Consider the following 21,533-nt stretch of genomic DNA (forward strand, 5'->3'; position numbering starts at 1 on the left):
CCGAAAAACCAGTAGCAGACCAGAATCGCCGCCGTGATTCCGGCGAAGTCCGCCGCCAACGCGCAGCCCACCGCATGCCGCGCCCGCTGGATGCCCACTGCCCCGAAATACACGGCCAATACATAGAAGGTGGTTTCGGTGCTGCCTTGCACCGTCGCGGCAACCAGCGCTGCAAAGCTGTCCACGCCCTGACTCTGCATGGTCTCGATCAGCATGGCGCGAGCGGCACTGCCGGAAAACGGTTTGACCAACGCTGTGGGTAGCGCGTCGACGAAACGGGTATCCCAGCCCAACGCTTCCACCAGCCATCGGATTCCGTCGAGTCCGAAATCCAGCGCGCCGGAAGCTCTGAACACGCCAATCGCACAGAGCATGGCGATCAGATAGGGCAGCAGGCTTTTGGCGACATCAAAGCCTTCCTGCGCGCCTTCGACAAAACTCTCGTAGACCGGCACCTTACGCAGCGCACCGACGATGAGGAACGCGATGATCAAGCCGAACAATGTGAGGTTGCCAAGCAGCGATGACAAGGATGAAAGCGCGGTAGCCGAAAGCCCGGCGAGCAACGTCATGAATCCGCCTAGGAGCAGCGCCCCAGGAACCAGATAGGCGAGAACGACTGGGTCCCAGAGACGCAGGCGCTGAACCAGCGCAACCGCCAAGAGGCCTGCCAGTGAAGATGCGGTGGTGGCCAGCAGAATAGGCAGAAAGACCAGAGTCGGGTCTTCAGCGCCTTGCTGCACGCGGTACATGAAGATCGACACCGGCAACAGCGTCAGCGAGGAGGTGTTGAGCACCAGAAACAGGATCTGCGCGTTACTGGCGACCGTCTTGCTCGGATTGAGCTCCTGCAGGGCACGCATCGCGCGCAGGCCGATGGGCGTGGCGGCGTTGTCCAGGCCCAGCCCGTTGGCAGCGAAGTTGAGGGTGATCAGCCCCAAGGCCGGGTGCCCGGCTGGCACTTCCGGCATCAACCGACGGAACAGCGGCCCGAGCAAGCGCGCCAGTTGTTCGATCAGGCCAGCCTTCTCGGCGATACGTAGAAAACCGAGCCAAAGCGTCAGCGTGCCAAACAGCACGATCATGATCTCCACAGCCAGCTTGGCCATGGCGAATAGACTTTCGACCAGGGCGGCAAATACAGCCGGGTCGTCGCCGAGCAGCCAGCGCCCCAGCGCAGCAATCGCAGCGATAAGAAAAAAGCCCAGCCAGAGGCCGTTGAGCATGTGGTTCTCCAACGAATGACTGCGCGCGATGATAGCGGTGCGGCGGGAGAACGGCCATGAACCAAGCAGGACGAAGCCAAGGGGAGTGCAGCGAATCAGGCCGCGCGAAGGGTAGCGGCATTGCGCAGGGCTGTCAGCCAGCGTTCGAAAACGCCATTGAAACAGCTGACCCACTATGGGCTGACCCACTGGAGAAATCGCAAACCGAAGGCGGGGACCCCACCTTCGGTTGGCTTCAACCGAGCCCGGTTCATGATGGAGGCACCCCCTGTACCCCTAGGTCGCTCCGTTGAAGAGCGTCCCAACCCCTTGGCTCCCCCATTGCAGGGGCTGGGTGATCACCGAAAGATTCACCCCAGTATCAGCACTCCGCTTTTGACGAAGGCTTGAATAAAGGCATCCAGCCGCTGTCGCTTCCCTAATTAAGTGCAGCCGACCTGACGAGCGACTTTACGCATCAGGCTCGCGGGCCGCGGCCCCGTCCGAAAATCAGCGAAGCCACAAACAGGACCAGGAAAACCACGAACAGGATCTTAGCGATGCCCGTCGCAGTGCCAGCGATACCACCGAAGCCCAGTACTGCAGCGATGATGGCAATGATCAGAAACGTAATAGCCCAACTCAGCATGGTGTAACTCCTCTTCAGTTCAGGACATCTTCAGCGGGACCGATCTGGATCGGCTCGCCGACCTCCAACTAGAAAACCCAACGTTGTTCCGACCGCCCTTGCAGATAATCAATCGTCTGCGGGGCGGGTCCGGTTTGCACGATCCCTACAGGTTGAGCGTCGTACATGTGGATTCGTTCCGCCGGCTCGTGCTGCGTCCGGCTGAACGGCTCCGAGGACGGCTGTTCGGCACCAATGATCAGGGTGACCACAGCAGCGGTAAGGAAACCTTTTCCAACCAGTAGGAAACGTGCTTGACGATTCATCCTCAACTCCTTCTAAGCATGCGGGGCATGTCTGTCTTAGCGGTTATGTTGCAGGGGCCGTGCCATTCGTTAGGTTTACAATAACGCCTTTAATTTCAATGACTTATCTACACCAAACCTAGCCGCGCCAATTTATATTGCACGATGCCCGTGCGGCATGCCGGGCGATTTGCACGACGGACTAATCCCTGCTGTTTCTGCCACTGTGATTAAGCGTGTGAATACGCTCGTGGCAGGCCCGGATTTTCGGCAGCTCGATGGCCAGCAACGCCTTTACATCAGGATCTGCTGTTTTCAGCGCATCCTCGAAGGCGGCCAGGATGCGCTCTTCGGTCTGGTCGAGCTGGTCGATGTACACCGCGTCGGTGTCGCCTAGCTGCGCCTTGGTGTCGGCGTACATCTCTCGCAGCTTGCCGGCTGTGGTGCCGCCTTGTGCAGGTTGCAATTGATTGGCCGCGACCTTCACCGAGAGCGCCTGGATGATGTGCGTCTTGGCCTGCGCCATATCTCGGAACAGATGCTGCAGTTCGACGTCCTTCACCTCGTCAAGCGCATGCTGATAGAAATGCTGACCGTCGCGGGTGATTTCGATGAGTTCGTTGAGTTGGTTCATGTTCTGGTTCATGGGGCCTCCGAATCAGATGCGATGCGTCTCGACTGCCGTCGAAGACGTGCGTGCCGGGAAACGACCGCAAGCCCCATGCCAGCACTAATAACAACCAAACACCTTTATAATCAGCCACTTGCATAGCCGTTTCGCTTAACGCTTGATTGCAGGCTGCAGGAAAGACCTGTGCATACCGTGCAACTTGCATGGCTTTGCGTAGACTAACGGCAGGCGCTGAGCTACCGACCGCCGACGCATCACGGGTTTGCTCGCAACCGACTCGCCAAACATTCACCGCTTTTGCCTGACTGGAGCATTCATGGACCAAACGACCGACACTGGCGGCCGCATCCTTTTAGTGGACGACGAAGCAGCGATTCTGCGCACGTTCCGCTACTGTCTCGAGGACCGCGGCTACACGGTGGTTACGGCCGCCAGTGCTTCCCAGGCCGAATCGATCCTGCAGCGGCAGGTGTTCGACCTGTGCTTTCTGGACCTTCGTCTGGGTGAAGACAACGGTCTCGATGTGCTGCAGCAGATGCGCGTGCTTGCACCCTGGATGCGCGTAGTCATCGTCACCGCTCATTCGGCGGTGGACACTGCGGTGGACGCGATGCAAGCGGGCGCCGCGGACTACCTGGTCAAGCCGTGCAGCCCCGAGCAGCTGCGTCTGTCGGCTGCCAAGCAGCTGGAAGTCCGGCAGATGGCTGCGCGCCTGGAAGCGCTGGAAGGCGAGGTGCAGAAACGCAGCGATGCGTTGGGCTCGTACAGCCCGGCGATGATGAATGTGCTGGAAACGGCTCGCCAGGTGGCCGATACCGACGCGAACATCCTCATCCTCGGCGAATCAGGCACGGGCAAAGGCGAACTGGCGCGGGCGATCCACAACTGGAGCCGGCGCTCGAAGAAAGCGTTCATCACCATCAACTGCCCGTCCCTGTCGGCGGACCTGATGGAAAGCGAACTGTTCGGGCACAACCGCGGCGCCTTTACCGGGGCTACAGAAAGCACCCTGGGCCGCGTCAACCAGGCCGACGGCGGCACACTGTTTCTCGACGAGATCGGCGACTTTCCTCTCGCCTTGCAGCCGAAACTGCTGCGCTTCATTCAGGACAAGGAATACGAGCGCGTCGGTGACCCGGTCACCCGGCGGGCCGACGTGCGCATCCTCGCTGCCACCAACCTCAACCTCGAAGAAATGGTGCGTGAAGGTAAATTCCGTGAAGACCTGCTCTATCGCCTGAATGTCATCACCCTGAACCTGCCGCCCATGCGCGAACGGCCAGAAGACGTCCTGACCCTCGCCGAACGCTTCCTGGCGTTTTTCGTGAAAAGCTACGGGCGCCCGGCACGCGGCTTCAGCGACAGCGCCATTGGCGCACTGAAAGCCTACCGCTGGCCAGGCAACGTCCGCGAATTGCGCAACGTGGTCGAGCGCGCCAGCATCATCTGCCCGCAGGACATGATCGAAGTCAGCCATCTTGGCCTGGCCGATCAGGCCGTCAGCAACGCCCCGCGGATTGGCGAACCGCTCAGTCTGGAAGCGCTGGAAAAAGCGCATATCTCTGGGGTACTGAGCACCAGCGACACCCTTGAACAAGCCGCCCGGATTCTTGGCATCGACGCCTCGACGCTCTATCGAAAACGCAAGCAATACGGCCTATGAAAATCCAGATGAAGCTGAGGACCCGGCTGTTCCTGGGGTTCTCCGCATTGATGACAGTGGCCTTGCTTGGGCTGCTACTGGCGCTGGTCAGCGTCGTGCAAATGGCAAAAAGCCAGGAACATCTCATCCGTGACAACTTCGGAGTCATCGAGCTCAACCAGCAGCTGCGCCAGGCGCTGGGCAACCAACTGCTGTTGCTGGTCCGCGAAGAGCGCGACCTTGAGGCGCTGAACGAATCTCGCGATATCTTTTTGAGCGCACTGGCGCGCGGTATGGCTGACGCTACCGACGAGCAGGACCGTAATGCTTATAAAGCCATCGAAGACGCTTACGCGCGCTTTGCCATGCAGCTGGAAACGCCATCCAACCTGAACGCAACACTGCTCGAGGACAATCCTCTCAGCCAATCCTTCAACCGCGTCCGCGAGTTGATGGTCGACATGCAACAAGCCGCCTACAACCAGATTCGCGACACCGAGATTCGCAGCCGCGAGCGCGCACAGCTGCTCGCCGGGCTGCTTGGTTTGACCGGCATTGCGGTGCTGCTGATTGGTTTCGTCACCGCACACAGCTTCGCCCGACGCTTCGGTGACCCCATCGAGCAACTGTCCAGCGTGGCCGACCAGATCGGCCGCGGCGACTTCAACATCAACCTGCCCGCCTCACCCATCGCCGAGCTGTCGTCGTTGATTCGTCGCTTCGGTCTGATGGCGCAGGCCCTGCATCAGTTCAAGCAAACCAATGTCGAAGCGCTGGTGGATGGTCAGCAACGGCTGCAAGCGTTGCTCGACAGCATCGATGACGGCCTGTTGATCATCGACCGCCAGGGCCGCCTGGAACATGCCAACCCAGTCGCGCAACGGCAGCTGGCCTGGGAGACCGAACATCTGGGTTCGACGCTTGGCCAAGCCCTCGGCTATCCGGAGCTGGACGAGGCCGCGTGTCAGGTGCTGGCCGACACGCCGTTATCCGGCCCGCCGGAGGATCTGGTAATCGAGGCCGACGGCGAGCGTCGCTTGTTGTCGTGGCGCATGAGCCCGGTGAACCATCACGACGGCCGCATCAGTGGCGCGGTGATGGTGCTCCACGACGTCACCGACCAGCGCACGTTCGAGCGCGTGCGCAACGAGTTCGTCCTGCGTGCCTCGCATGAACTGCGCACGCCGGTGACGGGCATGCAGATGGCCTTCAGCCTGCTGCGCGAACGAACGCACTACCCGGACAACAGCCGCGAAGCCGACCTGTTCACCACCGTGCATGAAGAGATGCAGCGCCTGGTCACGCTGATCAACGATCTGCTCAACTTTTCGCGTTACCAGAGTGGCCAGCAAAAGCTCGAACGCGTGCCATGCGACCCGGCAGTGCTCCTCGAGCAGGCGCGGCAGCGCTTCGAGGCAAGCGCCGCGCAAAACGGCATCGAAATCAAGCTGGAACTACAGACGCCACTGCCAAGCCTGTTGCTGGATCAGCTGCAGATGGACCGGACACTAGACAACCTGCTCAGCAATGCCCTGCGACACACACCGGATGGCGGCGAGATCCGCCTGCTGGCACGGCATCACGGCGAACGGGTGATTCTCAGCGTCGAGGACAACGGCGAGGGCATTCCCTACAGCCAGCAGGCGCGTATCTTCGAGCCGTTCGTGCAAATCGGCCGACGCCGCGGCGGCGCCGGACTGGGCCTTGCCTTATGCAAGGAGATCGCTCAGCTGCATGGTGGTCGTATCGGCGTGCATTCACGGATCGGCCACGGCACCATCTTCTACATCGCCCTGCCCATCTGAGCCTGGCAGGGCGGCGAGAATAACAAGGAGCCGCCATGCCCAGCCTCAACCCCAGCCAGGAGCAGCTGCAGCGCTTCGCCGAGCAGATGCCTGCCGGCGAGCCGATCCTCATGCTCAACCTGCTGCGTTTCCACGATCAAGCCACCTACCCTACCGAGAGCGGCCATCCGTCCTGTTCCGGCCGCGAAGCCTATGCAATCTACAGCCGCACGGCCATCACGAAGGTGCGCGCAGCCGGTGGTCAGGTGGAGACCATGGCCAACGCCCACGTCGCGTTGATTGCGCCGGAGCAGGAGCAATGGGATGAGCTATTGCTGGTGCGCTACCCTTCGCCTGAAGCGTTTCTGGCAATGCTGGCGGACACGGAATACCGCGCCGCCACCGTCCACCGCACTGCAGCGCTCGCCGACTCGAGGCTGATCGGCTGCAGCCCGCGCAGTTAAGTTGATGCCTCAGCCCGCCGCATTCAGCACCGCAAGCAGCGCTGCGGTTTCCGCATCCGGCTCGCCATCGAAACGTGCCGGGCGATACTTCATCTGAAACGCGGCAATGACATTGCGGGTTTCCAGGTCGAGATAGCCGTGCTCAGGCACCCGATAACCCTGCTCCGCCAGTTGTGACTGGAACCAGGCCACATCCGGTACAGCAGTCGCGAACAGGCTGCGCTGACGGGCTACGGCCTGGGCCTCCGGCCACGGCACCAGGCCGGCGTCCGCCAGCCGCTTCCAGGGAAACAGCGGGCCCGGATCGACCTTGCGTTGCGGGGCAATATCGCTGTGCCCAACGATGGCGCCAGGCTTCAGTCCGTGACGCCGCATGATGTCCTTGAGCAGCACGATCAACGCGTCTATCTGCTCATCGGAGTACGGATACCAGAGCCGCCCATTGGCGCTTTCGATATAGCCGCGATTAACCAGTTCGATACCAATGGAGCTGGAATTAAGCCAGGTCCGCCCATTCCATTGGCTTTCTCCGGCGTGCCAGGCACGACGATCTTCATCGACCAGACGGTAGATGGTCGCGGGTCTCTCGCCGATCAGGTAGTGGCTGCTGACACCGTCGCCCTTGAGAATCTCCAACGACCGCTGCAGATCACTCGAGGTGTAATGAAGCACGATGAACTGCGCTCGGCTGTCCTGACCCAGCGACGTATGGCGGGTATCGATACGCGGACCGCTGGAGCAGCCGACAAGCAACAGGCCAAACAAGGCGAGGATCAAGGCTTTCATACGGGACCTCTGGTCGACAGCGAGATGACGCAGATTGGATCAGCTGATCGGGCCGGACGGCGGCCCGCTGGGAAGCGCCGAGAGAATCGACGCCAGCGCAAAGAGTGGGATTATACCGTTGCGATCCCTGGGCTCCCAGCGCGCCCCGTCAGTCCGCTTCGATACGGTTGCGACCGGAATCCTTGGCCCGATAAAGCGCTCGGTCTGCGCGCTCGAACACTTGCTCGCCTCGATCGGCTGCAGCGAAGCTTGCAAGCCCACCCGACAGGGTTACCTGGATGCGAGCGCCCTTGAAGTGGAAAGGACAGTTCTCGATACCTGTTCGCAAGCTATCGAGTAGCTGAAGCCCCGCAGCAGCGGGCGTTTCGGGCAGCAACAGCGCGAACTCTTCGCCGCCGAAACGGGCGATGAAGTCGGTCTTGCGCAGCCGCTTGCGCAACTCGCTGGCGATGATCTTCAGCACTCGATCGCCCGCCAGATGGCCGAAACTGTCGTTGATACGCTTGAAGTGATCGACGTCCAGAACCGCGAGCAGCAGCTGACCGCCATAGCGCTGATGGCGCGCGACCTCAAGCTGCAGGCGCTCGTCCCAGGCCGCTCGATTGGGCAGGCCGGTAAGCGGGTCCTGCAGGGCCTTCTGGCGCTGCTCTTCGAGATGCTCGCGCATTCCCGTGGCCGCCTTTTCCAGGTTTGCCACCCGCTCAACCAAGGTGCCGAGGCGGTCGCTCAAGGCCTGTTCATGTTCACTGCGCTGACGCTGATACGCATCGACGGTCTCCAGCAAACCGTCCAAACGCGATTGAACCGTCTGCTTCAGGCTCGGCAGATCCTTGGCGCCGAGCATGCTGTCTTGCAGACCGCCGACCTGCTGGCGCAGCTCTTCATCAAGCGCCTGGGCCGTCTCCTTGCTCTGCACGTGCCCTTCGCGGGCGGCGCAAAGGCTGTCCTGCATGGTGGCAAGCCGCTCGTTGAGCAGGCTCAGGTAGCTTTCGAATTCACGCTGCCCCTGATCAGCCACGGCTAACATCAGCTGAGCCAGATCATCGAGCACCGGCACCAGCTCATACCAGTTCAGGCCCTGCTGAATCCGATCGCGCAAGGTCTGAGCCTGCGTCTGCTGGTGTTCAGGAAGATGTAAGTCCTCGAGAAGACCGAGCAGGGTCGACTCGACGCGCTCGGCAATCGCGCTGTAGGCCTGCTCCGGCGAGGGCGGCAACCGATACGAGTCAGGCGACTGGTCCTGCGCCGAGAGTTCCGGCAACCTCACGTCGATCATCGCCTCGCGGTGTGGCCCGGCGATATCGATGGCAGCCTGCAGCGCTTGCGTCACCGGCGTAGCGGGATCTGCGGCGTCCGGCTGCAGGGGCGCTTCCGGCTGCCGAATGAGCGGCAGCCCGGAAAGCGATTCCTCGGGTTCTGCCGAAAACGATGACGGATCGTCGCCAGGTTTCGAGCCAGCCTCGACTGCACGCTCGCGCTGACCAAACAAACGGCCGAGCAGCCCTACCGAACTGGTTCCCGCTGACGGCCGCTGCGCACCCAAGGCCAGACTTTGCAACTCACCAAGCTCAGCCAGTAACGTGGGCAGCTCACGCGATTGGGCAGCCCGCTCGACAAGCTGCCGGGAAAACTGCTTCAACGGTTTGCGGATTTCGCTGGGCAATGGCAATTCGAGCAGTTGCGAGGTCAGTCGATCGAGCGACTCGGTCAGTCGCTCGAGGCGTTCCTGTTTACTGCGCTCAGTGTCGAGCACCGCGCGTTCAAGCCGAGGAACCAGCGCACCCAGGCGATCATCCTGTACATCGTCACGCAGCACATCGCGCAGCTCGCGCATGCAGCGCTCAACAGCCGGATCAGCACCGTCCACGGCGAAGCTGCTGCGGACCAGACTGCGACGCAACAGATCCAGCCGCGTGTTCCAGCGCCCTTCGAGCTGTTCCTGCTGCTCCAACTGGTGCAGATATTTGTCTTTCCAGCGTTGCGCGTCGTCGCTCATCAGGTCCTATCCATAGGTACAGGCAATGCGTCGGCGTCGTGCAGCGCATCTGGCAAGCGGATTTCCACCGCCACCGGCAGGTGATCCGACGTCGCCTGGGCGAGCACATCGACACGTTCGAGTGTCAGGCTGGGGCTCAGCAGAATGTGATCAAGACAGCGTTGCGGACGCCAGCTGGGAAAGGTCGCCTCAATTTGCGGTGCTTGCAAACCAAGATCACGCAGCGGTGAGTTCTCCAGCAGGTCGCTGGCATGGGTGTTCATGTCGCCCATCAGAATCTGGTGTCGGTAACCGCCGATCAGATCGCGGATATAGGCCAGCTGGCGGGTGCGCGCACCGCCGCCCAGAGCCAGATGCATCACCACCACGACGAGCGCATTCTCACCCTGGCCGAAGCGCAGCAGAATCGCACCGCGCCCAGATGGGCCCGGCAATGGATGGTCTTCCAGCCCCTGCGGTTCCAGTCGACTTAACACACCGTTACTGTGCTGAGCGAAGCGCCCCAGGTTGCGGTTGAGTTGCTGGTACCAATAGGGAAAAGCACCCAGCTGCGCAAGGTGCTCGACCTGGTTGATATAGCCCGATCGCAGGCTGCCCCCGTCCGCTTCCTGCAGCGCCACGAGATCGTAGTTGCCGAGCAACTCGCCGATGCGTTGCAAGTTCCGGGCGCGTCCAGTGTGCGGCAATAGATGCTGCCAGCTACGGGTTAGGTAATGGTGATAACGCTCGGTGCTGATGCCGACCTGAATGTTGAAACTCAGCAGACGCAGCCGGCCGTCGCAGGGCAGGCCGCTGGAGTCCAGGCAAAGTGGATTGACCTGTGCCTGGCCGGGGCCGGCCAGGCGTGGTGAGCTCCAGCGACGAAGCACGCGCGCTTACCGGGCTGCGCGTTCTTTTTCGATGAGGAAGTCAGCGACTTCCAGGGCGCGCTCCGGGCCGCCGGCGGATCCGATATCGAAGCGGTACTTGCCGTTGACGATCATCACTGGAACACCGGTGATCTGATAGGCCATCGCCAGCTTCTTCGCCTGTTCGGCACGGCTCTTCACGCCGAAGGAGTTATAAGCCTTGAGGAACGCTTGCTTGTCGACACCCTGCTCCTCAAGGAGCTCGGCCATCTTCTCCGGGGTTTCGAGCTTGTTGCCGTCGCGATGATAGGCGTTGAACACCGCATCATGGACTTTCTGCTCGACGCCCATGGACTCCAGCGCAAGGAACATCTGTCCGTGCGTGTTCCAAACACCGCCGAACATCGCCGGGATGCGTTTGAAGTCGACATCATCAGGCAGTTGCTTGACCCATGGGTTGATTACCGGCTCGAACTGGTAGCAATGCGGGCAGCCATACCAGAACAGCTCGACGACCTCGATCTTTTCCGGCTCGGCAACCGGTACCGGATTCTTCAGCTCGACATATTCTTTTCCGGCCTGGAAATCTGCCGCACTGGCTGAAAAGCCGAACAGACTGGCGGTAACGAGCAGGGCGCTGAGGACGAGTTTACGCATGGTGACTCCCTTGGTAATGAACGGCTGACCGATAGGCCATAGGCTGCAGCAATTCATCTGTGCTCGCCAGCGCTTTGCGCCGCTTTTCAATATCTTGACAATCATTATAGTGAGGCCAAAAACAAAAAAAGGCGTCCAGGCTCTAGCCTTGGACGCCCTTTTGCAGGCTGACCCGTCTAACTAACGATCAGTGCAGACCCTGGATGTAGCTCGAAAGGGCCTGGATATCCTTGTTGCTCAGCTTCGACGCGATGGTACGCATGATCGCCGTGTCGCCATCGTTGGTGCGATCACCCTCGCGGAAGTCGGTGAGTTGCTTGGCGGTATAGGCCGCGTGCTGGCCGCCCAGACGTGGGAAACGCGCCAGGTTATTGCCAACGCCGTCCGGTGCGTGGCAGCCGGTGCAAGCCGGCATGCCCTGTTCCAGCTTGCCACCGCGGTAAAGTTGCTCGCCCTGAGCGACCAGAGCCGGGTCGGCCATGCCGATGCTCATCTTCTGGCTAGCAAAATAGGCGGCGATGTCCTGGAGATCTTGATCGCTGTATGGATCGAGCATACCGGTCATTTCCAGCACCTTGCGACCAACACCCGGTTCGGCAGTGGGGCTGCTGCCCAACTTGATATCTTGCAGCTGCTTGAACAGATAGTTCGAGCCCTGGCCTGCGAGTTTCGGGAAGTTCGGTGCGGCGCTGTTTCCATCGACACCGTGGCAAGCACCACAGACGGCAACCTTTTCTTTTCCGGCTTCTGCATTTCCAGCCGCGTGGGCGATACCGGTGATGCCAAGGGTCAACAGCAGACTCACGAGTACTTTGTTCATCAGCTCATCCAACTACGGCTAAGGGTTTAAAGGAATCTTATTCGGCAGTCCGACCGCTTAGGGCCATGGCGACGCTCGCTATTAAACGGGGTAACGCCTGATCTGGCGCTCTAGCAATGCCTGGGTCGCCTCCGATCCGTGCCAAAAGCGGCCAACGGAGCAGGCCCCCGGTCTCGTTTTTAGACCAAAGCGCACACAAAATCTGCGGCATTATATACTGGCGCTCCTGAAACGGAAATGAACCATTGCCGCACCCCGCGCACTCACCGGAAACCCCATGCTCCCAAAAAACCCGATTCTAGGCCTCTGCCAGCAAGCCACGTTTATGACCAGTGCCGCCAAGGTCGATCAATGTCCGGCTGACGAGGGCCTGGAAGTCGCTTTCGCCGGTCGCTCGAACGCGGGCAAATCCAGTGCGCTGAACACGCTCACCCATGCCAGTCTCGCCCGCACGTCGAAAACGCCGGGGCGCACCCAGTTACTTAACTTTTTCAGCCTCGACGACCATCACCGCCTGGTCGACCTCCCTGGTTACGGCTATGCAAAAGTGCCGATCCCTCTCAAGCAGCATTGGCAGCGTCATCTGGAAGCTTATCTGAGCAGTCGCGAGAGTCTCGCTGGCGTGTTCCTGATGATGGACATTCGCCATCCACTGACTGAATTCGACCGCATGATGCTCGACTGGTCGAACGCCAGCGAGATGCCGCTGCATATCCTGTTGACCAAGTCGGACAAGCTCGCCTTTGGCGCGGCGAAGAACGCGCTCCTGGCGATCCAGCGCGATATTCGCAAAGGGTGGGGAGACGGTGTCAGCGTCCAGCTGTTCTCGGCACCGAAACGTCAGGGTGTCGAGGAAGCCCAACTGGTACTGGCGCAGCTGCTCGGGATGATCGGGGAAGACGGCGAGGAGCCTGTCAACGAGCCTTCACGAAAAGGCTGAACCTCCGGAAGCGATGCCGCCCGTTCGGACGCAAGGCCAGAACGGGCGGAGCGCACTTACTCGCGATAATCCTCAACCGGTACGCAGGCGCAGAACAGGTTGCGGTCGCCAAATACGTTGTCGACCCGGTTCACCGCTGGCCAATACTTGTGCGCCTGAGTGTGAGCACTCGGTGTCACCCCTTCGGCGATGCTGTACGGACGGTCCCACAGGTTGGTTATGTCGGCCAATGTGTGCGGCGCGCGTACCAGCGGATTGTCCTCTGCAGGCCAGCCACCATCCTGCACCCTGGCGATCTCGGCGCGAATGCTCAGCATCGCTTCGACGAAACGATCCAGCTCAGCTTTCGACTCGCTCTCGGTCGGCTCGATCATCAGCGTGCCGGGCACCGGAAAGGACATGGTCGGCGCATGGAAGCCGTAATCGATCAGTCGCTTGGCGACGTCCTCCTCGGTGATGCCGGTCTGCGCCTTGAGTGGTCGCAGGTCGATGATGCATTCGTGTGCTACGCGGCCGTTACGACCGCTGTAGAGCACCGGGAAGGCGTCCCCAAGACGCATTGCGAGGTAGTTGGCACTTAGAATCGCAACCTCGGTCGCATCGCGCAGCTGCGGGCCCATCATGGCGATATACATCCAGCTGATCGGCAAAATGCTTGCGCTTCCCCAAGGCGCCGCGCTGACCGCGCCATTCTCTGGGTTGGGACCTTGCAGTTCGATAACCGGATGGTTGGAAACGAACGGCTGCAGATGCGCCTTGATGCCGATCGGCCCCATGCCCGGACCGCCGCCGCCGTGCGGGATGCAGAAAGTCTTGTGCAGGTTCATATGCGAGACGTCGGCGCCAATTTCCGCCGGCCGTGCCAGGCCAACCTGGGCATTAAGGTTGGCGCCATCCATGTACACCTGGCCGCCCTGGGCATGGATCGCTTCGCAGATCTCGCGAATCCCCTCTTCGTACACGCCGTGAGTCGATGGGTAGGTGATCATCAGGCACGACAGTTTGTCGCCGGCCTCGGCCGCCTTGCGCTTGAGATCTTCCAGATCGACATTGCCCGCCTTGTCGCACTCGACAATGACGACGCGCATGCTGACCATCTGCGCCGAGGCCGGATTGGTACCGTGGGCAGACGACGGAATCAGGCAGATATCTCGCTGGCCTTCGCCGCGGCTTTCATGATATTTGCGGATCGCCACTAGGCCGGCGTATTCGCCCTGTGCGCCCGAGTTGGGCTGCATGGAGATCGCGTCGAAGCCGGTGATCGCACAGAGCCAGGCCTCCAGCTCGTCAATCATCAGCTTGTAACCCTGAGCCTGTTCCTGCGGGGCGAACGGATGCAGGTTGGCGAATTCCGGCCAGGTGATTGGGATCATCTCGCTGGTGGCGTTCAGCTTCATGGTGCAGGAACCGAGCGGAATCATCGCCTGGTTCAGCGCCAGGTCCTTGTTCTCCAGCTGCTTGAGATAGCGCAGCATCTCGGTTTCGCTGTGGTGGCTATTGAACACCGGGTGCGCCAGGTAGCCGCTGCTGCGTTGCAGCGCCGCCGGGATACCGCTGGTGATTTCGCCGGCATCCAACGTCGCCACCTTCAACCCGTGATCTGCTCCAACGAAGATCGTCAGCAGCTGCTCGACGGTCTGCTCGTTGCACGTCTCGTCGAGGCTAACGCCCAGCTTGCCGCGACCGAGAATGCGCAGGTTGATCCGAGCGGCACGTGCGCTTTCGAGTATCGCAGTCTGCGCGCCGCCAACCTCCAGGCTGAGGGTGTCGAAGAAGTGCTGGTTGAGGCGCTTGATGCCATTCTTTTCCAGCGCGCTGGCCAGAATCGAGGTCAGTCGATGGGTACGCTGGGCAATGCGCTTTAGCCCTTCAGGGCCGTGGTAGACCGCAAAGCAACTGGCGATATTGGCCAACAGCACCTGCGCGGTACAGATGTTCGAATTGGCCTTTTCGCGACGGATATGTTGCTCGCGCGTTTGCAGTGCCATGCGTAGCGCCGTGTTGCCTCGGGCATCCTTGGATACGCCAATGATGCGGCCGGGCATGGCGCGCTTGAAGGCATCGCGGGTAGCGAAATAGGCCGCATGCGGACCACCGTAGCCCATCGGCACACCGAAACGCTGAGTCGAACCGAGCACCACATCCGCACCGAGCTCGCCGGGCGGAGTCAGCAGCAGCAGGCTAAGCAGGTCAGCCGCAACGCAGGCCAGCGCTCGCTGGGCATGCAGCGCCTCGATCGCAGGGCGCAGATCGCGAATTTCACCGTGGGTATCGGGGTACTGCAGCAGTGCGCCGAAGACGTCCTGCGCCGCAATATCCTCAAGCGCACCGACCACTAGCTCAAAACCAAAGGCTTCGGCACGCGTCCGCACCACTGAGAGCGTCTGCGGATGACAGTTCTCATCGACGAAGAAGCAGTTGCTTTTGCTCTTGGCCATGCGCCGCGCCAGAGTCATGGCTTCTGCTGCTGCAGTCGCTTCATCGAGCAGCGAGGCGTTGGCCAGGTCGAGACCGGTGAGGTCGATGGTCAACTGTTGGAAATTCAACAGCGCTTCCAGCCGCCCCTGGGCAATCTCCGGCTGATAGGGCGTATAAGCGGTGTACCAACCCGGATTCTCCAGCACGTTGCGCAGGATTACCGGCGGCGTGATGGTGCCGTGGTAACCCATGCCGATCAGGCTGGTCCACAGCTGGTTCTGTTCCGCATAGCCACGCAGGCGCGCCAGTGCTTCCTGCTCGTCCAGCGCCGCCGGCAGTGCCAGGTCGTCCTGCAGACGAATCGCCGGCGGCACGGTCTGCTTGATCAACTCTTCGCGGCTGGACAAGCCGAGCGCTTCGAGCATGGCCTGCTGTTCAGTCGCATCAGGGCCGAGATGACGACGCAAAAAGGCGTCAGGTTGCTGGAGCTGGGAAAGGCGCGGCACTTGAGACATCACTGCTTCTCTCGGAAGATAAAAGCCCCGGCATATCGGACTGCTGTGAAAAACGTTGCTCGATTTTCACAGGTCTGCGTTGCGGGGCTTTTGAGTTGGAACGCTTAGGCTTCGGCGGCGCAGGCGGCTTTGTAGCCCTCTGCGTCGAGCAGATTTTCCAGTTGCGAGGCGTCGCTCGGTTGAAGCCGGAAGAACCAGCTGCCATAAGGTTCGCTGTTGACGCCTTCCGGCGAATCCGTGAGCTGTTCGTTGATCGCGACCACTTCTCCGGAAATTGGCGCATAGATATCCGAAGCGGCCTTCACTGACTCCACCACACCCGCTTGTTGCCCGGCGGTCAGCTGCTGGCCGACCTCTGGCAGCTCCACATACACCACGTCACCCAGGGCTTCCTGGGCATGATCGGAGATACCAACGCTCACACTTCCGTCGGCTTCGAGACGAGCCCACTCGTGGCTGGCGGCGTAACGCAGATCGCTGGGGATGTCGCTCATTCGTATGTCCTCAAAAAGCTGTCGGTTTGCGTGCGTAGCAAGCTCTGCGGCCCGCCACTGGATAGCAGTTGGCCGAATTTACACCAGTACTTTGCCGTGACGCACGAAAGTCGGCTGCACCACACGCACGGGATACCACTTACCACGAATTTCCACCTCGGCCCGGTCACCCGCCCCGGCAGGAACACGCGCCAGCGCGATGGCTTTGCCAAGCGTAGGCGAAAAACTGCCGCTGGTGATTTCGCCCTCGCCCAAGCCGTTGATGCGAACGGTCTGATGGGCACGCAGAACGCCACGCTCTTCGAGCACTAGCCCTACCAGTTTCGGCAGATCGCTTTGCGCCTTCTGAGCCTCCAGCTCGGCGCGACCTATAAAGTCACGCTCGGCTGGCTCCCATGCCACGGTCCAGGCCATGTTGGCCTGCAGCGGGGAGACGTCCTCGGTCATATCCTGGCCGTACAAATTCAGCCCAGCCTCCAGTCGTAGCGTGTCACGGGCGCCCAGTCCGATGGGTGAAATTCCGGCACCGACCAGTTCGCTGAGAAAATCCGGAGCTTGCTCGGCAGGCAGGATGATTTCCAAGCCGTCCTCGCCGGTATAGCCCGTGCGACCGATGAACCAATCGCCGACGGCGCGACCGTGAAACGGCTTGAGCTCATGAATCAACGCAGCTCGGGCCTGGTTGACCAGTTCCGCGGTGCGCACCCGCGCGTGGGGACCCTGGATCGCCAGCATCGCCAGCTCGGGACGCTCGGTCACATCCACAGCAAACCCCTCGGTCTGCGCTTGCATCCAGGCCAGATCCTTGTCGCGGGTGCTGGCGTTGACCACCAGGCGATAGCCCCAGTCAGTGAGGTAGACGATCAGGTCATCGACCACGCCGCCGCGCTCGTTGAGCATCGCTGAATAAAGTGCTTTGCCCACCTGTCCGAGGCGGCCAACATCGTTGGCCAGCAGGCGCTGGAGATAGGCTTTGGCATCCGCTCCTTCGACATCGACGACCGTCATGTGGGAGACGTCAAACACGCCACAATCACGTCGCACCTGATGATGTTCTTCAACCTGGGAGCCGTAATGCAGCGGCATGTCCCAGCCACCGAAGTCGACCATCTTGGCGCCAAGTGCAAGGTGCTGATCGTAGAGGGGAGTACGCTGACCCATGGGTTTCTCCTTCCGGGCAGGTCGCCGAAGCGGCGTGGGTAGAGCTTATTAGGGCCGAGCAACAGGCCCGACGTTTTTTGGATGGCGCGCATTGTAGCCCCAAGGCCGTGGTAGGTCACGGTGAGGCGATGGAGCGCTCAACCAACTCGCCGTGCAGAGCGGCGGATCAACAGGATGACCGGCAACAGTCCAACCAGTACCAGCGTCAGTGCCGGCAAGGCCGCACGCGCCCACTCGCCTTCGCTGGTCATCTCAAAGATCCGCACCGACAGCGTGTCCCAACCGAACGGCCTCATCAGCAACGTGGCCGGCATTTCCTTGAGCACATCGACGAAGACCAACAATGCGGCGCTCAGCGTGCCGGGCAGCAGCAGCGGCAAATAGACACGGAAGAACAATGCCGGCCCGCCGACACCCAGGCTGCGCGACGCTTGCGGCAGAGAGGGCCGGATGCGTGCCAGCGCGCTTTCCAGCGGGCCGAACGCTACCGCCATGAAGCGAATCAGATAAGCCAGCAGCAAGGCACCGAGACTTCCGAGCAGGATCGGCTTTTCCGCCCCTCCGAGCCAGCCGGACAACGGAACCACCAGTTCGCGATCCAGGTAGCTGAACGCGAGCATGATCGACACGGCCAACACCGACCCCGGCAGGGCGTAACCCAGGTTCGCCAAGCCTACGGCCATTTTTATCGGACGCAGCGGTGCCTGACGTCGCGCAAAAGCCAGCAACAGCGCCACGGTGACCGTGATCAGCGCCGCCAGTCCACCCAGGTAGAGCGTGTGCAGGATCAAGCCGGTGTAGCGCTCATCGAGATCAAAGCGACCACGCTGCCAGAGCCAAACCAGCAACTGCAGCACGGGTATGACAAAGGCGCAGAGAAACACCAGCCCACACCAGCTGCTTGCGGCCAGAGCCTTGAAACCGCGGAGGCGATAAAGGACCGCCGAGCGCGCCCGGTCGTTCGCCGGCCTGGCCGCACCGCGCGCGCGCCGCTCGCCGTAGAGCACCAGCATCACCGCCAACAACAACAAACTGGCCAGTTGGGTCGCGCTGGTGAGACTGAAAAACCCATACCAGGTCTTGTAGATAGCCGTGGTGAACGTATCGAAATTGAACACCGCCACGGCACCGAAATCGGCCAGTGTTTCCATCAGCGCCAAGGCCAAGCCAGCGCCGATAGCTGGCCGCGCCATCGGCAATGCGACACTCCAGAACGCCTTCCAGGGCGATTTACCCAGGACTCGCGCCGCTTCCATCAGACCCTTGCCCTGGGCAATGAAGGCTGAGCGGGCAAGCAGATAGACGTACGGATAGAAAACCAGCACCAGCACGGTGATGACACCGCCGGTGGAGCGGACCCGCGGAAAGCGCACCCCATTGCCAAACCACTCGCGAGCCAGCGTCTGCACCGGCCCGGCGAAATCGAGCAGCCCGATGAAGACGAACGCCAGTACATAGGCGGGAATGGCAAACGGCAGCATCAGCGCCCAATCCAGCCAGCGCCGCCCTGGAAACTCGCAGAGGGAGGTCAGCCAGGCGAGGCTGACTCCGAGCACGGTTACACCCACCGAAACGCCCAGCACCAGCGTTAGCGTATTGCCCAGCAGACGCGGCATCTGGGTCTGCCAGAGGTGCGACCAGATACCGGTATCGATATCGCTCCAACTGAACAGCAGGACGCTCAGCGGCAGCAATACCAGCGCGGCAACTGCGAAAGTGATGGGATACCAACGGCGCTCGACGGGGTGGGACACGCAAGCCTCAAAAGCAAAAAAGACAACGCCCCCGGTATGCGGGGGCGTCGATTATAGCCGTAGCTGCAAACTGCAAAGCCAGGCATTCAGAAGTGCACGGAGCCTGCCTGGCTGTCTAGGCTGCCAGCCGATAGCGGCTTATCGCCAACCGGCGCGGTCCATCAGCATGATCGCTTCAGCCTGACGCTTACCGGCAACTTCGACCGGAATGGTGTCCGCCTTGAAATCACCCCAGGCAGAGACCTCAACGGAAGACTTCACCTCGGGGTTCGCCGGGAATTCCATATTGATATCGGCAAAGATGCTCTGCGCTTCGGGGGTGGTCATCCATTCGACCAGCTTGCGTGCAGCCTCGGGGTGCGGCGCGTGCTTGGTCAGGCCGATACCCGACAGGTTGACGTGCACGCCACGACCGTCCTGATTCGGCCAGAACAGCTTGGCTTTCAGATCAGGGTTTTGCGCATGCAGGCGCCCGTAGTAGTAGGTATTGACGATACCCACGTCACACTGGCCGGCATCGATTGCCTGAATCAACGCAGTGTCATCGGCAAACACGTCTGTCGCCAGGTTGTTGACCCAACCCTTGATGATTTCTTCAGTCTTCTCGGCGCCGTGGGTTTCGATCAGCGTGGCGGTCAGAGACTGGTTGTATACCTTCTTGCTGGTCCGCAGGCACAGACGGCCTTCCCAGTTCTTGTCGGCCAGGGCTTCGTAGGTCGTCAGCTCGCCCTCTTCGACACGCTCCGGCGAGTAGACAATGGTCCGCGCCCGCAACGACAAACCCGTCCAGCCGTCGGTAGAAGAGCGGTACTGCGAAGGGATGTTGTCGTTCACTACCGCCGAGTTCATCGGCTGCAGGATACCCATCTGTTCGGCCTGCCAGAGGTTACCGCCGTCGACCGTCAGGAGCAGGTCCGCCGGCGTGTTTTCGCCTTCCGCCTTGATGCGGGCCATCAGCGGCGCTTCCTTGTCGGTGATGAACTTGACGTCAACGCCCGTCTTGACCGTGTAGGCATCGAAAACCGGCTTGATCAACTCATCGATCCGCGAAGAGTAGACCACTACTTCCTCGGCAGCCTGTACAGCACTCGACACCGCGGTGAGCGCGAGAACGGCGAGTAAACCTTTGCTTGCCTGCATGGATCAGCCTCTTAGAAATAGTTCAAGAGGCTGAATAGTAGTGAATGTCATTTACTTTCTCAACGCGACAATTTGCGCATCCATCAATGGCAAAGCCAGCAACCGATCGATCAGAGCCGAGCCAGGTCCGGCACATCTCCGCTCAAACCCAGCGCCTGGCGAACGAACAGCGCTTTGGCTGCCGGCAGTGACTGAACGCCCTTGAGGCCCGCGTTGCGTAACCAACGCAGCGGCAGTGGGTCGGCCTGGAACAAGCGCTCGAATCCCTCCATTGTCGCCATCATGGCCAGATTATGTGGCATCCGCCGCCGCTCGAAACGCCCTAACACCCGCGGATCGCCCAGCCCGGCACCGCGCGCAACAGCGGCCTGCAACACTTCTGCAAGCACCGCTGCGTCGAGCAACCCAAGGTTCACGCCCTGCCCGGCCAATGGATGAATGGTATGTGCCGCATCACCAACCAATGCCAGGCCGGGTTGCACATAACGCTTGGCATGGCGTTGGCGCAGCGGGATGCACAGCCGCGGATCGGCCTCGACGATTTCGCCCAGGCGGTATTCGAAGGCGCGTCCAAGGGCCTGGCGGAACGCAGCATCGTCCAGCGTCATCAGCCGTTGTGCCTCGGCCTCGGTGACCGACCAGACGATCGAGCACCAATGCCTGTCGCCCTCCCGCTGCAACGGCAGAAATGCCAGTGGCCCTTCGTCGGTGAAACGCTGCCATGCAGCCTGCTGGTTCGGCTCGGCACAGCGCACGCTGGTGACTATGGCGTGATGCAGATAATCCCATTCGCGGGTTTCGCAGCCGGCCAACTGGCGGACTGTAGAGTTGGCACCGTCGGCTGCGACTACAAGGCCGGCGCTCAGTTGCTGCCCGTCAGCCAGTGTCAGCGCCCATCCGCCCTCGCGTTGCTGCAGTCGCTCAAGACGCGCATTGCCCATGAGTTCTACCCCACCGCGGGCCTTCAGCGCCTCCAGCAGAGCATCCTGCACGACCCGATTCTCGACGATGTGCCCAAGCACACCGGCATGCACCGCCGCGGCCGAAAAATCGATCTGACCGGTGCCGGAGCCATCCCAAACATGCATGTCGAGATAGGGGCTGGCGCGTCGGCTGACAATTCCCGGCCAAGCCCCCACACGCTGGAGAATCCGTTGGCTGGCAGCTGACAATGCACTTACGCGAGGCTCGAAAGCATCCGATGCTTCGAACGGCTGCACTTGCAGCGGGCCGCCGTCGACCAGTTTTATGGTCAGGCCAGTATCCTGCAGCGCCAGGGCCAAGGTACTGCCAACCATCCCCGCTCCAACGATGATGACGTCCGCTTGCATTAACTGCTCTCCTG

The 21,533-nt window shown here is 61.1% G+C and carries 19 protein-coding genes; 4 read left to right on the forward strand and 15 right to left on the reverse strand.

Annotated elements, in window-relative coordinates:
* The 4 genes from PSTU_RS0115335 to PSTU_RS0115350 form a co-directional block, all read right to left on the reverse strand.
* Positions 1-1,226 (reverse strand): nucleoside recognition domain-containing protein (locus PSTU_RS0115335; RefSeq protein WP_019341906.1); only part of this gene is annotated, 1,226 nt, incomplete at its 3' end.
* Positions 1,227-1,683: 457 nt separating this feature from the next.
* A complete protein-coding gene (locus PSTU_RS21380; protein WP_019341907.1) occupies positions 1,684-1,854 on the reverse strand; it encodes a DUF1328 domain-containing protein in 171 nt (56 codons plus the stop codon).
* 68 nt (positions 1,855-1,922) lie between these two features.
* Positions 1,923-2,159: a hypothetical protein gene (locus PSTU_RS0115345; protein ID WP_019341908.1), complete on the reverse strand. Its 237-nt coding sequence runs from the start codon at positions 2,157-2,159 to the stop codon at positions 1,923-1,925.
* Between the two features lie 181 nt (positions 2,160-2,340).
* Positions 2,341-2,784: a ferritin-like domain-containing protein gene (locus PSTU_RS0115350; protein WP_019341909.1), complete on the reverse strand. Its 444-nt coding sequence runs from the start codon at positions 2,782-2,784 to the stop codon at positions 2,341-2,343.
* Positions 2,785-3,085: 301 nt separating this feature from the next.
* Between PSTU_RS0115350 and algB the strand changes: the two genes are divergently transcribed.
* Genes algB through PSTU_RS0115365 form a run of 3 tightly spaced genes read left to right on the forward strand, consistent with a single transcriptional unit; the run spans position 3,086 to position 6,659 of the window.
* Positions 3,086-4,432: a sigma-54-dependent response regulator transcription factor AlgB gene (gene algB / locus PSTU_RS0115355; RefSeq protein WP_019341910.1), complete on the forward strand. Its 1,347-nt coding sequence runs from the start codon at positions 3,086-3,088 to the stop codon at positions 4,430-4,432.
* Entirely contained in the window at positions 4,429-6,216 is a 1,788-nt protein-coding gene (locus tag PSTU_RS0115360) for a KinB sensor domain-containing domain (protein ID WP_019341911.1), read from the forward strand. The genes algB and PSTU_RS0115360 overlap by 4 nt, the downstream gene beginning before the upstream one ends.
* 35 nt (positions 6,217-6,251) lie before the next feature.
* The gene (locus PSTU_RS0115365; RefSeq protein ID WP_019341912.1) at positions 6,252-6,659 is read left to right on the forward strand and encodes a DUF1330 domain-containing protein; all 408 of its coding nucleotides are present in this window, start codon (positions 6,252-6,254) and stop codon (positions 6,657-6,659) included.
* Between the two features lie 9 nt (positions 6,660-6,668).
* Here the strand turns inward: PSTU_RS0115365 and PSTU_RS0115370 are convergent, their stop codons facing one another.
* The 5 genes from PSTU_RS0115370 to PSTU_RS0115390 form a co-directional block, all read right to left on the reverse strand.
* Entirely contained in the window at positions 6,669-7,445 is a 777-nt protein-coding gene (locus tag PSTU_RS0115370; RefSeq protein ID WP_019341913.1) for an N-acetylmuramoyl-L-alanine amidase, read from the reverse strand.
* 148 nt (positions 7,446-7,593) lie between these two features.
* Complete coding sequence (locus PSTU_RS0115375; protein ID WP_019341914.1) at positions 7,594-9,441, reverse strand: GGDEF domain-containing protein; 1,848 nt, start codon at positions 9,439-9,441, stop codon at positions 7,594-7,596.
* Positions 9,441-10,310, reverse strand: coding sequence for an endonuclease/exonuclease/phosphatase family protein (locus PSTU_RS0115380; protein WP_019341915.1), 870 nt, complete (start codon positions 10,308-10,310; stop codon positions 9,441-9,443). Before PSTU_RS0115380 ends, PSTU_RS0115375 begins: the two co-directional genes overlap by 1 nt.
* A 6-nt stretch (positions 10,311-10,316) precedes the next feature.
* Positions 10,317-10,946 carry a thiol:disulfide interchange protein DsbA/DsbL gene (locus PSTU_RS0115385; protein ID WP_029404822.1) on the reverse strand — a complete coding sequence of 210 codons (630 nt, stop codon included), beginning with the start codon at positions 10,944-10,946 and terminating at the stop codon, positions 10,317-10,319.
* Positions 10,947-11,133: 187 nt separating this feature from the next.
* Positions 11,134-11,766: a c-type cytochrome gene (locus tag PSTU_RS0115390; RefSeq protein ID WP_019341917.1), complete on the reverse strand. Its 633-nt coding sequence runs from the start codon at positions 11,764-11,766 to the stop codon at positions 11,134-11,136.
* Positions 11,767-12,043: 277 nt separating this feature from the next.
* On the opposite strand from PSTU_RS0115390, the gene yihA reads away from it, so the two are divergent.
* Positions 12,044-12,706, forward strand: a complete 663-nt coding sequence (gene yihA, locus PSTU_RS0115395) for a ribosome biogenesis GTP-binding protein YihA/YsxC (protein WP_019341918.1) — start codon at positions 12,044-12,046, stop codon at positions 12,704-12,706.
* Between the two features lie 56 nt (positions 12,707-12,762).
* On the opposite strand, the gene gcvP is transcribed toward yihA, so the two are convergent.
* From gcvP to PSTU_RS0115425, 6 genes are all read right to left on the reverse strand, one after another.
* Complete coding sequence (gene gcvP, locus PSTU_RS0115400) at positions 12,763-15,639, reverse strand: aminomethyl-transferring glycine dehydrogenase (protein ID WP_019341919.1); 2,877 nt, start codon at positions 15,637-15,639, stop codon at positions 12,763-12,765.
* 104 nt (positions 15,640-15,743) lie between these two features.
* Positions 15,744-16,133: a glycine cleavage system protein GcvH gene (gene gcvH / locus PSTU_RS0115405; RefSeq protein WP_019341920.1), complete on the reverse strand. Its 390-nt coding sequence runs from the start codon at positions 16,131-16,133 to the stop codon at positions 15,744-15,746.
* Positions 16,134-16,211: 78 nt separating this feature from the next.
* Complete coding sequence (gene gcvT / locus PSTU_RS0115410; protein WP_019341921.1) at positions 16,212-17,294, reverse strand: glycine cleavage system aminomethyltransferase GcvT; 1,083 nt, start codon at positions 17,292-17,294, stop codon at positions 16,212-16,214.
* Between the two features lie 137 nt (positions 17,295-17,431).
* Positions 17,432-19,048 (reverse strand): ABC transporter permease, encoded by a 1,617-nt coding sequence (locus tag PSTU_RS0115415; protein ID WP_019341922.1) that lies wholly within the window; start codon positions 19,046-19,048, stop codon positions 17,432-17,434.
* 138 nt (positions 19,049-19,186) lie between these two features.
* Positions 19,187-20,188: an extracellular solute-binding protein gene (locus PSTU_RS0115420; RefSeq protein ID WP_019341923.1), complete on the reverse strand. Its 1,002-nt coding sequence runs from the start codon at positions 20,186-20,188 to the stop codon at positions 19,187-19,189.
* A gap of 110 nt (positions 20,189-20,298) precedes the next feature.
* The gene (locus tag PSTU_RS0115425) at positions 20,299-21,519 is read right to left on the reverse strand and encodes a 2-octaprenyl-3-methyl-6-methoxy-1,4-benzoquinol hydroxylase (RefSeq protein WP_019341924.1); all 1,221 of its coding nucleotides are present in this window, start codon (positions 21,517-21,519) and stop codon (positions 20,299-20,301) included.
* Positions 21,520-21,533 lie beyond the last annotated feature (14 nt).

The sequence above is a fragment of the Stutzerimonas stutzeri SDM-LAC genome (genome assembly GCF_000235745.1).
GTDB classification, from domain to species: Bacteria; Pseudomonadota; Gammaproteobacteria; order Pseudomonadales; family Pseudomonadaceae; genus Stutzerimonas; species Stutzerimonas stutzeri_H.